10 protein-coding genes are annotated in these 14,984 nt (G+C 70.3%); 5 read left to right on the forward strand and 5 right to left on the reverse strand.

Annotation, left to right across the window (positions count from 1 at the left end; genetic code table 11):
• Positions 1 to 200: 200 nt before the first annotated feature.
• A complete protein-coding gene (locus IG08_RS0144430; protein ID WP_030617422.1) occupies positions 201 to 2,348 on the forward strand; it encodes a protein kinase domain-containing protein in 2,148 nt (715 codons plus the stop codon).
• Between the two features lie 15 nt (positions 2,349 to 2,363).
• On the opposite strand, the gene IG08_RS0144435 is transcribed toward IG08_RS0144430, so the two are convergent.
• Together IG08_RS0144435 and IG08_RS0144440 are read right to left on the reverse strand one after the other, a co-directional pair.
• Positions 2,364 to 3,470, reverse strand: coding sequence for an NAD(P)/FAD-dependent oxidoreductase (locus IG08_RS0144435; RefSeq protein WP_030617425.1), 1,107 nt, complete (start codon positions 3,468 to 3,470; stop codon positions 2,364 to 2,366).
• 356 nt (positions 3,471 to 3,826) lie between these two features.
• Complete coding sequence (locus IG08_RS0144440) at positions 3,827 to 5,062, reverse strand: nitrate/nitrite transporter (protein ID WP_030617428.1); 1,236 nt, start codon at positions 5,060 to 5,062, stop codon at positions 3,827 to 3,829.
• Between the two features lie 329 nt (positions 5,063 to 5,391).
• Between IG08_RS0144440 and IG08_RS0144445 the strand changes: the two genes are divergently transcribed.
• Both IG08_RS0144445 and IG08_RS0144450 read left to right on the forward strand, forming a co-directional pair.
• Positions 5,392 to 6,081 carry a glycoside hydrolase family 11 protein gene (locus IG08_RS0144445; RefSeq protein ID WP_030617430.1) on the forward strand — a complete coding sequence of 230 codons (690 nt, stop codon included), beginning with the start codon at positions 5,392 to 5,394 and terminating at the stop codon, positions 6,079 to 6,081.
• A gap of 2 nt (positions 6,082 to 6,083) precedes the next feature.
• Positions 6,084 to 6,761 (forward strand): polysaccharide deacetylase family protein, encoded by a 678-nt coding sequence (locus tag IG08_RS0144450; protein ID WP_030617433.1) that lies wholly within the window; start codon positions 6,084 to 6,086, stop codon positions 6,759 to 6,761.
• A gap of 38 nt (positions 6,762 to 6,799) precedes the next feature.
• Here IG08_RS0144450 and IG08_RS54990 read toward each other — a convergent pair whose 3' ends face one another.
• Together IG08_RS54990 and IG08_RS0144460 are read right to left on the reverse strand one after the other, a co-directional pair.
• On the reverse strand, positions 6,800 to 8,755 hold the full coding sequence (locus IG08_RS54990) for a right-handed parallel beta-helix repeat-containing protein (protein ID WP_106981138.1): 1,956 nt from the start codon (positions 8,753 to 8,755) through the stop codon (positions 6,800 to 6,802).
• Between the two features lie 129 nt (positions 8,756 to 8,884).
• Positions 8,885 to 9,907, reverse strand: coding sequence for a formylglycine-generating enzyme family protein (locus tag IG08_RS0144460; RefSeq protein ID WP_030617440.1), 1,023 nt, complete (start codon positions 9,905 to 9,907; stop codon positions 8,885 to 8,887).
• 457 nt (positions 9,908 to 10,364) lie between these two features.
• Between IG08_RS0144460 and efeU the strand changes: the two genes are divergently transcribed.
• Positions 10,365 to 12,398 (forward strand): iron uptake transporter permease EfeU, encoded by a 2,034-nt coding sequence (gene efeU, locus IG08_RS0144465; RefSeq protein ID WP_030617446.1) that lies wholly within the window; start codon positions 10,365 to 10,367, stop codon positions 12,396 to 12,398.
• 58 nt (positions 12,399 to 12,456) lie between these two features.
• On the forward strand, positions 12,457 to 13,731 hold the full coding sequence (gene efeB, locus IG08_RS0144470; RefSeq protein WP_030617449.1) for an iron uptake transporter deferrochelatase/peroxidase subunit: 1,275 nt from the start codon (positions 12,457 to 12,459) through the stop codon (positions 13,729 to 13,731).
• Here the strand turns inward: efeB and IG08_RS0144475 are convergent.
• Complete coding sequence (locus tag IG08_RS0144475) at positions 13,662 to 14,945, reverse strand: esterase-like activity of phytase family protein (protein WP_078655982.1); 1,284 nt, start codon at positions 14,943 to 14,945, stop codon at positions 13,662 to 13,664. The two genes, efeB and IG08_RS0144475, sit on opposite strands and share 70 nt — an antisense overlap.
• Between the last annotated feature and the right edge of the window lie 39 nt (positions 14,946 to 14,984).

Genomic DNA, 14,984 nt, shown 5'->3' on the forward strand with positions numbered 1-14,984 from the left:
ACCTCCCGGGACGACAGCACCCAGCCGCCCGCCGGGACCCTCCACGCTCACCCACACATGCCAGAACACACTCCCACCCAGCCACACCCCAGCAGTTCCCAACCCCCACGGACCCGGGCGACCGGACACTAGAGTGAGCGGTCCCTGCCAAAAGTGTCCGGCCCGGAACCGTCCAGGCCAGAACTGGTGAAGGAGACACGGTGACCCTGCGCGAGAACGATCCGCGGTCCGTCGGCGGCTATCGGATCGAATCGCGGATCGGTACCGGCGGCATGGGCGTCGTCTACCTCGGCAGGTCGGCCTCGGGACGGGTCGTCGCCGTCAAGGTCGTCCACACGAGGTATGCGGACAACGCCGAGTTCCGGGCCAGGTTCCGGCAGGAGATCGTGGCCGCGCGCCGGGTCAGCGGTGCCTTCACCGCACCGGTCGTGGACGCCGACCCGGAAGCGGAACGGCCGTGGATGGCAACCGCGTTCGTCCCGGGCCGCACCCTCGCCGAGCGGGTCGACGAGGCCGGCCCCCTGGACTGGCACGCACTGCGCCGTCTCGGCACCGAACTCGCCGAGGCGCTGCGCGAGATCCACCGCGCGGAGGTCGTGCACCGCGACCTCAAGCCGAGCAACGTACTTCTGCTGGAGGGCGACGACGGGGCGGTCCGCGTCATCGACTTCGGCATCTCCCGCGCGGCCGACAGTGACGTCCGCACCCAGACCGGCATGGTGATGGGCTCGCCGCCGTTCATGGCACCGGAACAGTTCAGCCGCCCCCACGAGGTCGGCCCCGCCGTGGACGTCTTCTCACTGGGCGCGGTCCTCGTGTACGCGGCCACCGGGCACAGCCCCTTCGAGGCGGAGAACGCCTATCTCGCCGCGTACAACACCGTGCACGGTGAGCCCGTGCTGGGCGGACTGCCCGAGCCGCTACGGCCGTTGGTGTCGTCCTGCCTCGCGAAGGAACCGGCGGACCGTCCGACGTCGGGCGAGGTGCTGGAGAGACTGGCGGGACTGCCGGAGGAACTGCCCGACGAGGAGCGCACCAACACCGAACAGCCGTCCCGGGTCCCGGTGACCGTGCTGTCGGAACCGGCGACGCCGCCGTCCGAACCGAAGCGCCGTAGAAGCACAAGCAGACTGTGGGCCGCCCTCGCCGGCGCGACCCTCCTCGTCGTGGCCGGGGCGGCCTCGGTCACCGTGGTGAACGACGACCCGGCGAGCACGGTCGACCAGGCCGACCAAGCCGGATCGCAGGCCACGCCCCGTGGCGCGACGCCGGCCGGCTGGAAGCCGTGGCACAATGCGCTGGAGCCGGACGAGGACGAGGCGATGTCCTTCGGCCCGGCGTGCACACCGGACGCGCTCGGCGTCTTCTGCTCCTCCGAGCAGGTCGCCCTGATGCGGCTGAACCCCGCGACGGGCAATGTGGACTGGACGAAGTCCATGAGCCGGAAGCAGGTCAGCAGTTTCTCGCTGCGCGAGCCCGTCGTCCACGAGGGGTTGGTGTTCGTCAACAGCGCGGACCGCTCCGAGGGAGTGGACGCCTTCGACGGCAGGACCGGGAAGCGGCTGTGGCGCCTGCGGGGTCCACTGGGCGAGTTCGACCACCTCGGCGGGGTGCTGGTCGTACGGCTGGACGAGCTCGGGACTTCCGACACCGCGCGCTATGCGGCGTACGAGCCGCGCACGGGTGAGGAGTTGTGGCGGCGCGAGCTGACCGCCACCTCATCGAGCCCCTTCTACGAAGGGCCCGAGGGGACCCTCTACGCCGATCTGCGCGGCGGCTCCGGCGGAATCGCCCGCCTCGACGCACGCACCGGCCGGACGCTGGGCAGTGTCGAGGCGCCGAAGGGTGACCTGTGGCTGGCCACGGTCCACGACGGCACGGCGTACTACGCGCGCTGGGAGGACGACACCGGGGTCTCCGCGGCCTTCTTCGTCCAGGACCTCGGCAGTGGGAAGACCCGCCGCATCGACTTCCCCTGGAGCGTCGAGCCGGAGGCGCCGCCGCTGGTGCACGGCGACACCATGTACATCTTCGACTACGGCAACGAGACCCTGCTCGCCCTCGACGTCGAACGCGGGAAGCCGCTGTGGACCAGCTCCCGCGAGCTGCGCGTCTTCAGCGAACCGGCCTTCCACGAGGGCCGGTTGTACGTCACGATGCCGGACACCAGCATCCTGGCTCTCGATCCGGGCACCGGCAAGGAGATCGGCCGTACCTCCCCGTCCTTCGACACGCAGGGCCGCTCCTTCGAGGAACTGACACCGAGCTCGGTGCCGCCGCTGCTGGCGGGCGGCGTGCTGTACGGGGTCAGCGGGCCGGGGATCTTCTCGGTGGCCGACGTTCCCTGAGCGGTGCGGTCGGCGTCAGGCCGCCGTGTACCCGAGCTGGCGCCTCATGTAGGGCGTCATGAGGGTCTTCGCCTTGGCGAGGGTGGTGGTGCGGCCGCCGAGGACCGCGGTCTCGCCGCCCGGCACGGGCACCATGGTCACGCCGTCGGCCGGGCCGAACGGCACGATGAGCGGGGTGCGGTGGATCGGCCGGTAGAAGCGGGGCTCCTTGCGGTGTCTGCCGGAGTTCTGCAGGTAGCCACGGATGTTCCAGGCCGCGAGGTCCGCCTGGGCGAGTGCGGCAGGGGTGATCTTCAGTTCGGTCGCGTCGTTGACGTCGCCGACCGCGAACACGTCCGGGTGTCCCCCGACCCGGAGCGTCCGGTCGACCTTGACGTGCCCGGCCGGGTTCAGCCAGTCGCCGTGCCCGCCCAGCCGCAGCCAGAGCGTGTTGGGCGTGGTGCCCGTCGCCCAGAAGGAGAGGTCGGCGTCGACCATGCGGCCGTGGGCGTCGCGGTAGGTGCCGAAGTCGTTCCCGGGAGACATGAACGCGTCGAGTCGTACCTCCACGTCGTGGGACTCCAGCCAGGCACGCGCCTTGCGCCCGGCTCGCGCGCTCCCGGTGGAGTGGAGCAGCGCCGGTCCGGAGTGGGCGAGTGTGACCCTGGCGTCCGGCCGGGCCAGGCGGATCTCGGCGCTGAGCTCGACGCCGGACGGGCCGCCGCCGACGACCAGGACGTGACCGGCGGTGGCGATCTTCCGCTGGTGCGCGGAGAACGACTTGACGGCCTCCTCGGCGGTGGTGCCGGAGAAGCGGGCCGGTTCGGGGTAGTCGGCGCCGGTGGCGATCACCACCACGTCGTACGGGAGCCGCTCGCCCGTGGCCAGGACGACCTGCCGCTCGGCGGTGTCGACGCGGACCACCTTGCCCACGGCCACCCGGCCGTTGCGCAGCAGCCGGTCGTAAGGGATGACGGGTGTCACCGACCAGTCCGGGCGCACACCGGCGCGCAGGGAGGCGATGCGATGGAAGAAGACCTCCTTGCGGTCCACCAGCGTGACGCGCGCCGTCGCGTCCAGCCGCTTCGCGAGACGAACACCCGCGTAGCCGCCGCCGATCACCACTACGTTGCCGTCTTGCACAACGGGTCTCCTGTGCCTGGTGTGGGGGGGGAACGAGTGGACCGTAGCATTTGAAACTTAAAGCATATGGCGGACTCTGTGCGGGTGCTGTGAAGAGGTGGGGCTCAGCCTCACTCACGATGTATCAGGACTCCGACTCGAAGCGCACCCCGGGGGGGTTGAATCCGGCTTCCCTCGCGGCCCGGCCGACTGGCACCGGGCGCCGTGGCGGCCACGATCGTCACCCATGAGTCGTCACGCAACTGCTTCCGGCGCAGCCCGGTGGCGGCGGCCGACCCAGTGGCCGACGGATGGTCGACGGGGAGCGCCACGACCAACGGATCGCGCAGCGGAGACGTGGGCAGGTCGCCCCTGGGTCAGCGGTTCGACGGTGGCCGTTCGGTGCTGCGCATACGACCGTAGGCATAGACGCAGCCGGCCAGCGCGAGGTTCGACAGGAGCATGAAGCCGATGGAATAGGAGTCCTTGGCGCTGTAGACGGCGCCCATGACCAGCGGGGGCACGAATCCGCCGAGCCCGCCCATCGCGCCGACGATGCCGGTCACGCTGCCGACCTGTGGCTGCGGGGTGACGCGAGCGACCAGGGCGAACACCGCGCCGCTGGTGGCGCCGAGGGCGGCCGCCATGACCAGCAGGCAGATCGTGGCGCCCGGCATCAAGGCCGGATCGAAGGCCTGGACGACGCCCAGGACGGCCACCGCACCCAGGGCCCAGGAGGTGACCACGGCCGGGTGGACGCGGTCCGACAGCCAGCCACCGATCGGCCGGAACACCACGGTGACCACGGCGAATCCGGCCGCCCTGGTGCCCGCGTCGGTGGCGTCGAGCTCGTACCAGGTCTTCAGATACGTGGGCAGGTAGACGCCGAACGCGACGATGCCGCCGAACCCGATCGCGTACAGGGCGGACAGCTCCCAGGTCACCCGCAGCCGTCCGGCCTGGGCGAGCCGGGTGGTGAGCGGGGTGGCCGGGACGGGCCGCCCCGGCCGGTCGTTGATGAGCAGGGCCGCGAGCACCACGTAGACGGCGAGGGCGACGGCCAGGACGAGGAAGGGCAGGCTCTCGCTGTGCCGGTACAGCCGGGGAGTGAAGTAGCCCGACAGGGCGACCCCGCCCATACCCATACCGAAGACGCCGAGCGCGGCACCTCGGTGGGCGGGTGGGAACCAGGCGTTGACCAGCGGGACACCGATGGCGAAGGTCGTGCCGCCGAGACCGAGGACGAAGCCCACGACGATCAGCGCCACGTAGGAGGAGTGGGCCGGGATCAGCAGCAGCACCGGCACGATCGTCAGGGCGGTGATCAGCGGGAACATCAGCCGCGCACCGTAGCGGTCGGTGAGCGCGCCGACCGGTACCCGACCCAGGGAGCCGACCAGCACCGGGACGGCGACCAGGAGGGACTGGGCGAACGAGCTCATGTGCAGCTTGTCGTCGAAGTCGGCGGCCAGCGGCGCGACCAGACTCCACGCCCAGAACGTGAGCGTGAAGCCGAGCGTGGCCATCACCAGGTTGCGCCAGGCCGCGGCCGTCGGCCGGTCACCGCCGTCGGGGGTCGCTCTGTTGTCGGTGGGCGTCGACACACTGACCATGAACACACTCCCGGACTCCGCGCACGGACACGCCCCTCCATGACGGCACGCCCCCGATCGACCGGCAACTCGGGCGACGCTCCGCCCATTCAAAACGGAAACTCTTCGAAACATTCGAGATTTCAGATCAACTTATTGATCTCACGACGGCCAGCATTAACGATCACCACTGTTCCGCCTGACCATAAGTGACCGATGACCTGGCAAAATGCCCGCCAGGCAAGCTCGCAACATTTCGAATGTTTCGGGATCATTGTCGAAACAGTTGACAGTTGACAGGGCCATCCCAAAACTGTTCGCCGTCGCCTCAAGAAGGAGGAAGCACGCACATGAACGACGCACCCGCACCCGCACACTTCATGAGCCGCAGGACCTTCGTCAGCGGTGTCGGCACCACCGCGCTGGCCGCCGCGGCCACGATGGCCCTGCCCGGCACCGCCCACGCGGACACGGTCATCACCACGAACCAGACCGGCACCGACAACGGCTACTACTACTCGTTCTGGACCGACGCGCCCGGAACGGTCTCCATGACCCTGAGCTCCGGTGGCAACTACCGCACCTCATGGAGCAACACCGGCAACTTCGTCGCCGGCAAGGGCTGGAGCAACGGCAGCCGCAGGACCGTGACCTACTCGGGCACCTTCAACCCGTCCGGCAACGCCTACCTGACGCTCTACGGATGGACGTCGAACCCACTCGTCGAGTACTACGTCGTCGACAACTGGGGCACCTACCGGCCCACGGGAACCTACAAGGGCACGGTCACCAGCGACGGCGGTACGTACGACATCTACCAGACGACGCGGTACAACGCCCCGTCCGTCGAAGGCACGAGGACCTTCAACCAGTACTGGAGCGTCCGCCAGTCGAAGCGCACGGGGGGAACCATCACCTCCGGCAACCACTTCGACGCCTGGGCCCGCGCCGGGATGCCCCTCGGCAGCTTCAGCTACTACATGATCCTCGCGACCGAGGGCTACCAGAGCAGCGGCAACTCCAACATCACGGTGGGCTGACGATGAACTTACGCTCCCGGATCGCAAGACTGGCCGTCGTCTCGATGGCGGCCGCGGGCACCCTCACCGTCGTCGACGCCGCCGCCCCCGCGCAGGCCGCCGCCTGCAACGGGTACGTCGGGCTCACCTTCGACGACGGCCCCTCCGGCAACACACCGGCCCTGCTCAACGCGCTCAAGCAGAACGGGCTGCGGGCCACGATGTTCAACCAGGGCCAGTACGCCGCCGCCTACCCGGCCCAGGTCAAGGCCCAGGTCGACGCCGGCATGTGGGTCGGCAACCACAGCTACACCCACCCGCACCTGACCCAGCAGAGCCAGTCGGTGATCGACTCGGAGATCTCCCGGACCCAGCAGGCCGTCGCGGGCGCGGGCGGCGGCACTCCGAAGCTGTTCCGGCCGCCGTACGGCGAGACCAACTCGACGGTGCAGGCCGTCGCGGCCAAGTACGGTCTGACCCAGATCATCTGGGACGTCGACTCGCAGGACTGGAACGGCGCGAGCACCGACGCGATCGTGGCGGCCGCTGCCCGGCTCACCGGCGGCCAGATCATCCTCATGCACGACTGGTCCGCCAACTCCCTCGCCGCGATCCCGCGTATCGCGCAGGGGTTGGCCGGTCGCGGCCTGTGTGCCGGGATGATCTCCCCGCAGACCGGCCGCGCCGTGGCTCCCGGATAACGGCGACAGGAACCGCACCTGTGGCGCGGTGACCACGGTCACCGCGCCATGGCGCTGCCCCACCGGGCCGCCCTCGGGCCGGCCCGGTCCAGGATCCCGGCACAGGTGGAGCGGGCAGCGCAGGCTGCGGCGGGGTGGGCAGGGGGCAGGAGTGTGTTGGCCTTGAACTCGAGGTCGTGCGGGTTGCCGCAGTCCGGGGCCGGCGGCCAGGCTCCGGGGTAGTCCCGTCGCGCCAGCCAGTCGGGCACCGCGTCGTCCCAGAAGTTGCCGTGGTAACGGACGTTCCGCACAGGACGGTTGCCCCATTCCTCGCTGCAACCGCCGATCGAGGCACGGTAGTTGTGGACGACGTTGCGGCGCACGGTGATCCACTTGCTGCCGTCGTCGGTGTAGATGCCGACGTTCCAGATCCCGTACCGGCTGTCGGTGACCGCGTTGCCGCTGACGACCGCACCATCCGCGTACGACGTGCCCTGCTCGCCGCGGAGGTAGATCCCGCCGCCGTCGACCAGCAGCCGGTTCGTCGCGAAGACCCTGTTGCCGACGATGCGGTTGCGGTGCATGAGGCCGCGCAGGTCCTCGCTGGGGCCGGAGAGGATGCCGGTGTAGGGCACGTGGTCGACCTGGTTGTGCCCGATCAGCGTGTCCTGGGATCCGGCGTCCCAGATGCCGGAGGCCGCGTGGTACTCGGCCGCGATGTGGTGGATCCAGTTGTCGGTGATCCGGTTGCCGCGGTTGGTCCCCGACGCGTCGGGCGGCAGGACCCCCAGGACGACGCCACCGTCCGAGATGTCGGTGAAGACGTTGCCGTCGACCGTGTTGTGCGAGCTGTTCGCGGAGAACTCCAGTCCCTGGGCTCCGAGACGGGTGAACCGGTTGCCCTGGAAGGTGATGCGCTCGGCGGTCCGGAAGGCGACGTTCCCGGGCACCGTGAGCGCTGTCATCTCGCCGCCCTTCCCCCGCCGCATGTACATGCTCCAGGCGGCGACGAACCCGGCGGGCTCGTTCGGCGCGAGCCAGGTCGCGTCGGCGAACGTCAGCCCCCGGAAGGCGATGTCGTGCACACCGGTCCCGCCGAGCAAGGTCTCCAGCTCGGGCGCCACCACCGGCGTACGGCGCATGTCCTGACCGGGCGTGGGCCGGTAGAGCAGCTCATGGTGACCGGCCCGGGAACGGTCGAGATACCAACTCCCGGGCCGTTGCAGGAAGTCCGGGGAGTTCTCGACCTCGGTCGGCGCGCCCAGCGACTCCTTGCCGTACAGGTCGCGGGCCAGTTTCCAGCAGGGCTGGTCCATCGTGATCGTGGTCCGGTTCCCCGGGCCGCGGGAGACTCCCGCGACACCGCAGCGGCCCTCGACGTAGTCGAAGCGGTAGAGGAGTTCGAGATCGGAAGGGTTGTCCCACGACAGAGGAATCCTGCTGGTGGTGGTGTAACCGCCGGCGGTCGCCTTCACCTTTCCGGGCAGTCCCGAGCCCAGGCTCGCCCGCGCGGCCCGCCTGCCGTCCACGTAGAGCTGACGCGTGTCGAGATCACCGACGTCCGCCCGCCAGACCCCGTCACGGCCCGGATCGGGCCGCCATCCGGTGACCGGCCGGCCGCCGCTGAGCGTCACTTGTTCCTCGTACGACGTCCCGAAGCCGTACGCCTGGTAGACCACGCGATGGCCGCCCCGGCCGGAGTCACCGCCCGCCATCCGCAGCGGGGCGGCCAGCCGGTACGTGCCGCCGCGCAGGTTCACCACGATGTCCGAGGTCATCCCGGCCGTCCTGTCCCGCACCGCCTGCTGGGCGCGGGCCGGGGTCGCGAAGGGGCGCTCGATCGTGCCCGGCCAGGTGTCGTTCCCCCAGGGCGCCACGTACAGCTCCTGACGGTCACCGGCCGCCGAGGCGGTGGGTGGCACCGCCCAGGCCGCCGCCAGCACCGTCGAGACGATCAGCCCGGCCCTGGTCCACCGCCGCCACCCGCGTTCCGCACCAGCCCGTACCTCCGCCATGCGCCTGTTCCTCCCGCTCGTCGGGTCTTCATCGTCGAGCGGGAGGAGCGGTGCGCGCGTCGGTCGATCGTCGCTGTCCGTCCGACTTTGGTAGGCGGATACGAAGCCGTCAGTCGGTCGGTCAGGTCGTCACACCGCCGTGGCGGCGACGCGGAAGCCGACGGTCGGGTAGCCACCCGAGGGGTTCCGGCCCTCACCGCGGTAGACGGCGGTGCAGCTGTTGAGGTTGGCGTACCAGGAGCCGCCGCGGATGGCGTTGACCTGTTGGCCCATCTCGCCGCCGTGGGTGGCGGTGATGACGGAGGTGGTCCACTCCCAGCAGTTGCCGCACAGGTCCCGGACGCCGTCGGCGCTGACCCCGCCGGGGTAGGTGGTGACGGGGGTGGTGTCGCCGCCGGTGGCGGTCAGGGCGTCGTAGACGTCGGTGTAGATGAAGCCGGTGCGGCTCGCGGTGACGTTCCAGCCGGCCACCGTTCCGGTGCCGCCGATGGAGAGGATCTCGGAGATCGGGAAACTCTGCCCGTACAGGTCGGAGCCGGTGGCGGTGTAGGTGGCCGACTCGTCGCCGTGTTCGGCGAGTTCGTAGACGGCGCAGACCGCCATGTAGTTGTAATTGCTGGTCAGGACGAGGTCCGAGTAGGTGGTCCCGGCCTCGTCGCCCCAGGGGTAGGTGAGGGCGTCCGGCCCGGAGGCCGCGTTCTCCCATTCGGCTTCTGTGGGCAGACGGAAGGTCCAGCCGTCGGCGTCCGCCTGCGCGTTGAGCCAGGCACAGTAGGCGGTGGCGGCGTCGAGGGAGACGATCAGTACGGGGTGGTCGGCCTTGCCCTCGGGGTAGGTGCCGCTGTCCCAGTAGGAGGGGGCGGCCTGGCCGGAGTCGGTGATGAACTCCAGGTACTGGGCGTTGGTGACCTCGTGGACACCGAGCCAGTAGGCGGTGTCGATGGGCGAGGCCTCGCCGGAGCCCGCCGTGCCGGCGAGGTCGGTGGCGAAGACGAAGGACGGATTGGCGGCGATCGCGGCCAGCTCCTGGCCTGCGACCAAGACGGTGGCTGTGGCGGCGGCGCGGGTCGGTCGTAGGAGACCGGTCGCACCTGTGAGGGCGAGGAGGGTAAGGAGGGTTCTTCTGCTGGTGCCGGGGGCAGTCGCGGTCATGACGGCTCCTGAGGGTGATGGCGTCGCGTGTCCCTGCGCATCGCTGATGGTTCATCATCTCCCGTACTCTGTCGACACTTTGACGGTAATAGTCCCCTGAGGATCAGCTGTGCGCGCTGCGGCGTCGACAGTACAGCTGGATCGACCGTCCGAGTGCCCGAGCGTGGGTGACGCGGTTACGCGAGCGGCCCCAGGACCTCCTGGGACAGGCCCATGACCCGAAGACGACGAGCAGCGCCCGAAATGCATGAGTACGGGCGGTACATGCCAGCTTCCCACCGGACTCTTACCCGTCCCCCAACTCCCCTCCCGAGCAGCTCATTTGGCAGACCACCTCGCCCCGGGTGCCGCGAAATCCCCTCGGTGCACCGTCGTCACAACAACTTAGGTTTGCCTACACTCAGCCAGCCCGGGCCGGAAGGCGACCGTGCCGGGCGTGCCCGAGAGGAGTTCCCCGGTGTGGGACAACGCGCTCCCGAGCTTCCTGATCGGCCTGCGTGAGGGCCTGGAAGCCGGTCTGATCGTTTCGGTTCTGGTGGCCACCCTCGTCCGCTCCGGTCACCGCTCCCGGCTGCCCCACGTCTGGACCGGGGTGCTCGCCGCGGTGGGCGTGTCGATGGGGTTCGGGGCGGTGCTGACGTTCACCTCGGCCGGCCTGTCCGGGCAGGCGCAGGAGGCGTTCGGCGGTGTGCTCAGCGTGGTCGCGGTCGCCTTCGTCACCGCGATGGTGTTCTGGATGCGCCGGTCGGCGCGGAGTTTCTCCGGCGAGATCAAGGACAAGGTCACCGCCGCCCTGGGCACCGGTGCGGGCGTGTTGATCCTCACCTCGTTCCTCGCCGTCGGACGCGAGGGGCTGGAGACCGCGCTGTTCCTGTGGACCACGGGGCAGGCGGCCGGGGAGTCCGCCGGGCCGCTCGTCGGTGCGGGGGCGGGGCTGCTGCTGGCCGCCGTCGTGTGCTGGGCCCTGTACCGACGGGTGCTGCACCTCAACCTGACCCGGTTCTTCACCGTCACCGGTGCCGCGCTCATCGTGATCGCGGCCGGGGTGCTCGGCTACGGGCTGCGCGACCTGCAGGAGGGCGGCGTCCTGCCGGGCTCGACGACGTACGCCTTCGACCTGTCGGGGAGCATCGACTCCGGCTCCTGGTACACCACCTTGCTCAGCGGCACGCTCAACCTGACGCCGCAGATGACGTGGCTTCAGGTCTTGGCCTACGGCGCGTATCTCGCCGTGGTGATGGCGCTGTTCGTCCGCGGTGTGCGCGGTGCGGACGCGCCCGCCGCGGTGACGACTCCGCCGACCCCCGCCCCCGAACCCGCCGCAGGTCCGCGCGTTCCCCGCTGGGTGGTCCCGGTCGCCGCCCTCGCCGTTCCCTCCCTGCTGGCGGGTGTGCTGGTGTCGCTCGATGACGCCGAGCCCGCCTCCGCCGCCACGATCACGGTCTCCCCCGCGGACTGCGGCAAGGGCTTCACCGCACCCGAGCCGGGACGCCGGTACTTCCAGGTGCGCAACACCGGAAGGACCACGGTCGAGGCGTACCTGATCGACCCGGCCACGGCGGCCGTCTACGGCGAGGCCGAGGGCATCGCGCCCGGCACCACCCGCGCGCTGATCGCCACGATCGGCGGCGGCAGCTACGCCTGGCGTTGCGTGCCGGCCGACGGCAGGGCCGTCACCTCAGCCGCGGTACGGGTCTCCGGCCACGGCACGGACACGGCCGTACTGCCCGTGACCGAGAAGGATCTCGCCGCGCCGCTGGCCTCCTACCGCGCCTACGTGCAAAGGGGACTGGCCGTTCTGCTGGCCGGCACCCGGACCCTGCAGCACGACATCAAGGCCGACCGGCTCGGCCGAGCCCGCGAGGACTGGCTGCCCGCGCACGTGGAGTACGCCTCGCTCGGCGCCGCCTACGGCACGTTCGGTGACTTCGACGCGAAGATCAACGGAACGACGGCCGGGCTGCCCCACGGGGTGCAGGACGCCGGCTTCACCGGATTCCACCGCGTCGAGTACGGCCTGTGGCACGGCGAGTCGGCCGCCTCCCTCACCAAGGCCGCCCGACGGCTCACCACCGACGTCGCCGCCTTGCAGAAGGACTTTCCCCGCCAGGACTTCGACCCGGGCGACCTGCCGCTGCGCACCCACGAAATCCTGGAGGGCACCCTCCAGCATGAGCTGACCGGCGCCACCGACTACGGCAGCGGCACGACCCTGGCCACCGCCGACGCCAATATCAAGGGCACCCGGGAGCTCCTCGGCCTGCTGCGCCCGCTGATCGACAAGCGCGACCCCAAGGTCCCCACAGCGGTGGACAGTTGGATGCGGCGCACCGAGCAGCTGGTGCTCTCCGCCCGTCACAAGGACGGGAACTGGACGCCGGTCGACAGGCTTCCCGTGTCCACGCACCAGAAGCTGGACGGCGCCATGAGCCAACTGCTCGAGGAACTCGCCCCGATCCCCGACCTGTTGGAGATCCGCAAGGCGGCCTGAACTCCCCCGCGCCCCGCCATCGCTCGCACCGCCGTAACGCCAGGAAAGGACCACCGAGATGACGACCCAGCAACCGGGTCCCGCGGCAGCGCACGAGGGTTCCCGCCCAGCGGACCGTCGTACGTTCGTCCGGACCGCCCTCGGTGTCGGTGCGGCCGGCGCGGCGCTGGCCGGAGCCGGATTCGCCGGGGCGGAACTCACCGGCGGGCGCGCCCACGCAGCGGAGGGCGACACGGTGCCCTTCCACGGCGTCCACCAGGCCGGGATCGTCACCCCGCAGCCACCGGCCGCCGCCTTCGTCTCCTTCGACGTCGTCGCCGAGAACCGCGCCGAACTCACCGACCTGTTGCGTACGTTGACCACGCGGGCCCGGTTCCTGACCGCCGGCGGCACCCCCGAGGACCTGGGTGTGGGCGCCCCGCCGTCCGACAGCGGCATCCTCGGCCCCGACACCCCCGCCGACAGCCTCACCGTCACCGTGGGCCTGGGCGCCTCCCTCTTCGACGACCGCTACGGCCTCGCCGCCGCCAGGCCACGGCGTCTCACAGCGATGCGCACCTTCCCCAACGACGACCTCGACGCGGCCGAGTGCCACGGAGACCTGTCCCTGCAGATCTGCGCGGGTCACTCCGACACCGTGCTGCACGCGCTGCGTGACATCGCCCGGCACACCAGAGGAGCCATGCAGGTCAAGTGGCGCGTCGACGGCTTCCAGAACCCCTCCCGCCCGACCGGGGCGCAGCGCAACCTCCTCGGCTTCAAGGACGGCATCGCCAACCCCGACACCTCCTCCGCCCGTGAGATGGATCGGCTCGTGTGGGCCACCGCAGCCGACGGCGAACCGTCCTGGGCGGTCGGCGGCAGCTACCAGGTCATCCGGATCATCCGCATGCGCGTGGAGTTCTGGGACCGGGTCTCGCTCACCGAGCAGGAGCAGATGATCGGCCGACGACGGGACACCGGAGCCCCGCTCGACGGCGCCCAGGAGACCGACACACCCCGTTACTCCAAGGATCCGCACGGCCGGGCGATCCCCCTCGACGCCCACATCCGCCTCGCCAACCCGCGTACCGCCAAGGCGGATTCCTCGCGCATCCTGCGCCGCGGCTACAACTACGACCGCGGCGTCGACGGAGTCGGCGACCTCGACATGGGCCTGGTGTTCTGCTGCTACCAGCAGGACGTGGTCCGCCAGTTCGAGGCCACGCAGGTACGGCTGATCGACGAGCCGCTGGTGGACTACATCACCCCCACCGGAGGTGGCTACTTCTTCGCCCTCCCCGGCGTACGCGACCGCTCCGACTGGCTCGGCCGCTCCTTGCTGGACGGCTGACCCCCGAGGTCCACGAGCTCCCGTCCGGTCCTCCCGGCGGCCGGAACGGACAGCAGGTGGAACTTGGTGACGCCGCCATTGAAGCCGAAGTTGTCGTCGGAGACGAGGACGAGGGAGCGGGAGCCGTCGGGCAGGGTGGGTCCCCAGGTGATGCCCTCGACGTTGTCGGCGTCGGTGCCGGAGAGCGTGAAGTCGTACAGCAGTTTCTTCCGCATGGGCGTCTCGGTGCCGGACAGGGCGTCTTCGCCGCCCACGTCGGTGGCGCCGAGGGTGCTGGTCCAGTACAGGCGAATGGCGAAGCCGACACCGGAGGCGAAGGACCGCTCGACGGTGAGGTAATCGGTCTCGTCGATCGCCAGGATCTCGGAGACGCCCCGGTCCGCGGAGTAGGTGTTGACGGGCGGGGGCAGCGGTGCCGTGGGCGCGTCCGAGACCGGATCGACCTCGTAGACGTACTCGGCTTCCGGCCGGCCCGTACGCAGGTCCGTCACCAGCAGCCGGGAGGGGCTCCTGGTCGTCAGGGTGGCCGCGGGGCCGTCCTGGACCAGGGCGTTCTCGGTGATCGTGACGGCCTTAGTGCCGTCCGGGGAGAGGGTGAGGCCTTCCAGGGCCTGGTTGTTGCGGACGCCCGAGGTGAGCGTGCCCGAGGCCGACCTCACCGGGGCGTACGCCGTGGGCAGGGGCAGTTCTCGCAGGTACGCGCCCGAGGCGGACGCCTCCCGGACGAAGGCGGGCTGTCCGGAGTTCGAGGCGCCCTCACTCGTCCACAGCAGGCTGTCGCCGCCCGCAGTCCAGCGGATCGCCTCCGGATCGACGGACTTGGCGGTGAACGGTTCACCGGTGGTGTCGGCCAGGACGGTGAGGCCGTCGAGGACGGGCTTGTCACCAGCGAAGCGGGCCCAGTCCAGCGGCAGGCGAAGGGTGTAGAAGCGGGCCTTGCCGTTCTCCGAGCGGTCGTCGCTGATGGCGGCGTACTCGCCGGTCCTCGGGTCGTAGTCGATGCCGGACAGCCCGCCGAAGGGCATGCCGAACTCCGTGGTTCCGGCGGGGACGGTGAGGGTGTCGAGGAGTGTCACGCCGTGCTGTGTCCTCTGGGTCCCGGCGGCTTCCGGGGCCGGTCCGGTCGCATACGCGGGCGTGAGCGCGTGGCTGCCGAGGACGGCGGCGACGGTGGTGGTCAGGGCGAGCACTGCTCGGGGTCTGTGTCGGGGCATGGCTGTCCTTCCGAAGGGCGATTCGGGTGTGGGTTTCGC

Origin of the sequence: Streptomyces fulvoviolaceus, from assembly GCF_000718165.1 — a bacterium.
GTDB lineage: Bacteria > Actinomycetota > Actinomycetes > Streptomycetales > Streptomycetaceae > Streptomyces > Streptomyces fulvoviolaceus.

Bases quoted from the DNA above. Each gene is read 5' to 3' on its own strand.
- IG08_RS54990 (WP_106981138.1), bottom strand. From the start codon at position 8,755: ATGGCGGAGGTACGGGCTGGTGCGGAACGCGGGTGGCGGCGGTGGACC.
- IG08_RS0144445 (WP_030617430.1), top strand. From the start codon at position 5,392: ATGAACGACGCACCCGCACCCGCACACTTCATGAGCCGCAGGACCTTC.
- IG08_RS0144460 (WP_030617440.1), bottom strand. From the start codon at position 9,907: ATGACCGCGACTGCCCCCGGCACCAGCAGAAGAACCCTCCTTACCCTC.
- efeB (WP_030617449.1), top strand. From the start codon at position 12,457: ATGACGACCCAGCAACCGGGTCCCGCGGCAGCGCACGAGGGTTCCCGC.
- IG08_RS0144440 (WP_030617428.1), bottom strand. From the start codon at position 5,062: ATGGTCAGTGTGTCGACGCCCACCGACAACAGAGCGACCCCCGACGGC.
- IG08_RS0144475 (WP_078655982.1), bottom strand. From the start codon at position 14,945: ATGCCCCGACACAGACCCCGAGCAGTGCTCGCCCTGACCACCACCGTC.
- IG08_RS0144450 (WP_030617433.1), top strand. From the start codon at position 6,084: ATGAACTTACGCTCCCGGATCGCAAGACTGGCCGTCGTCTCGATGGCG.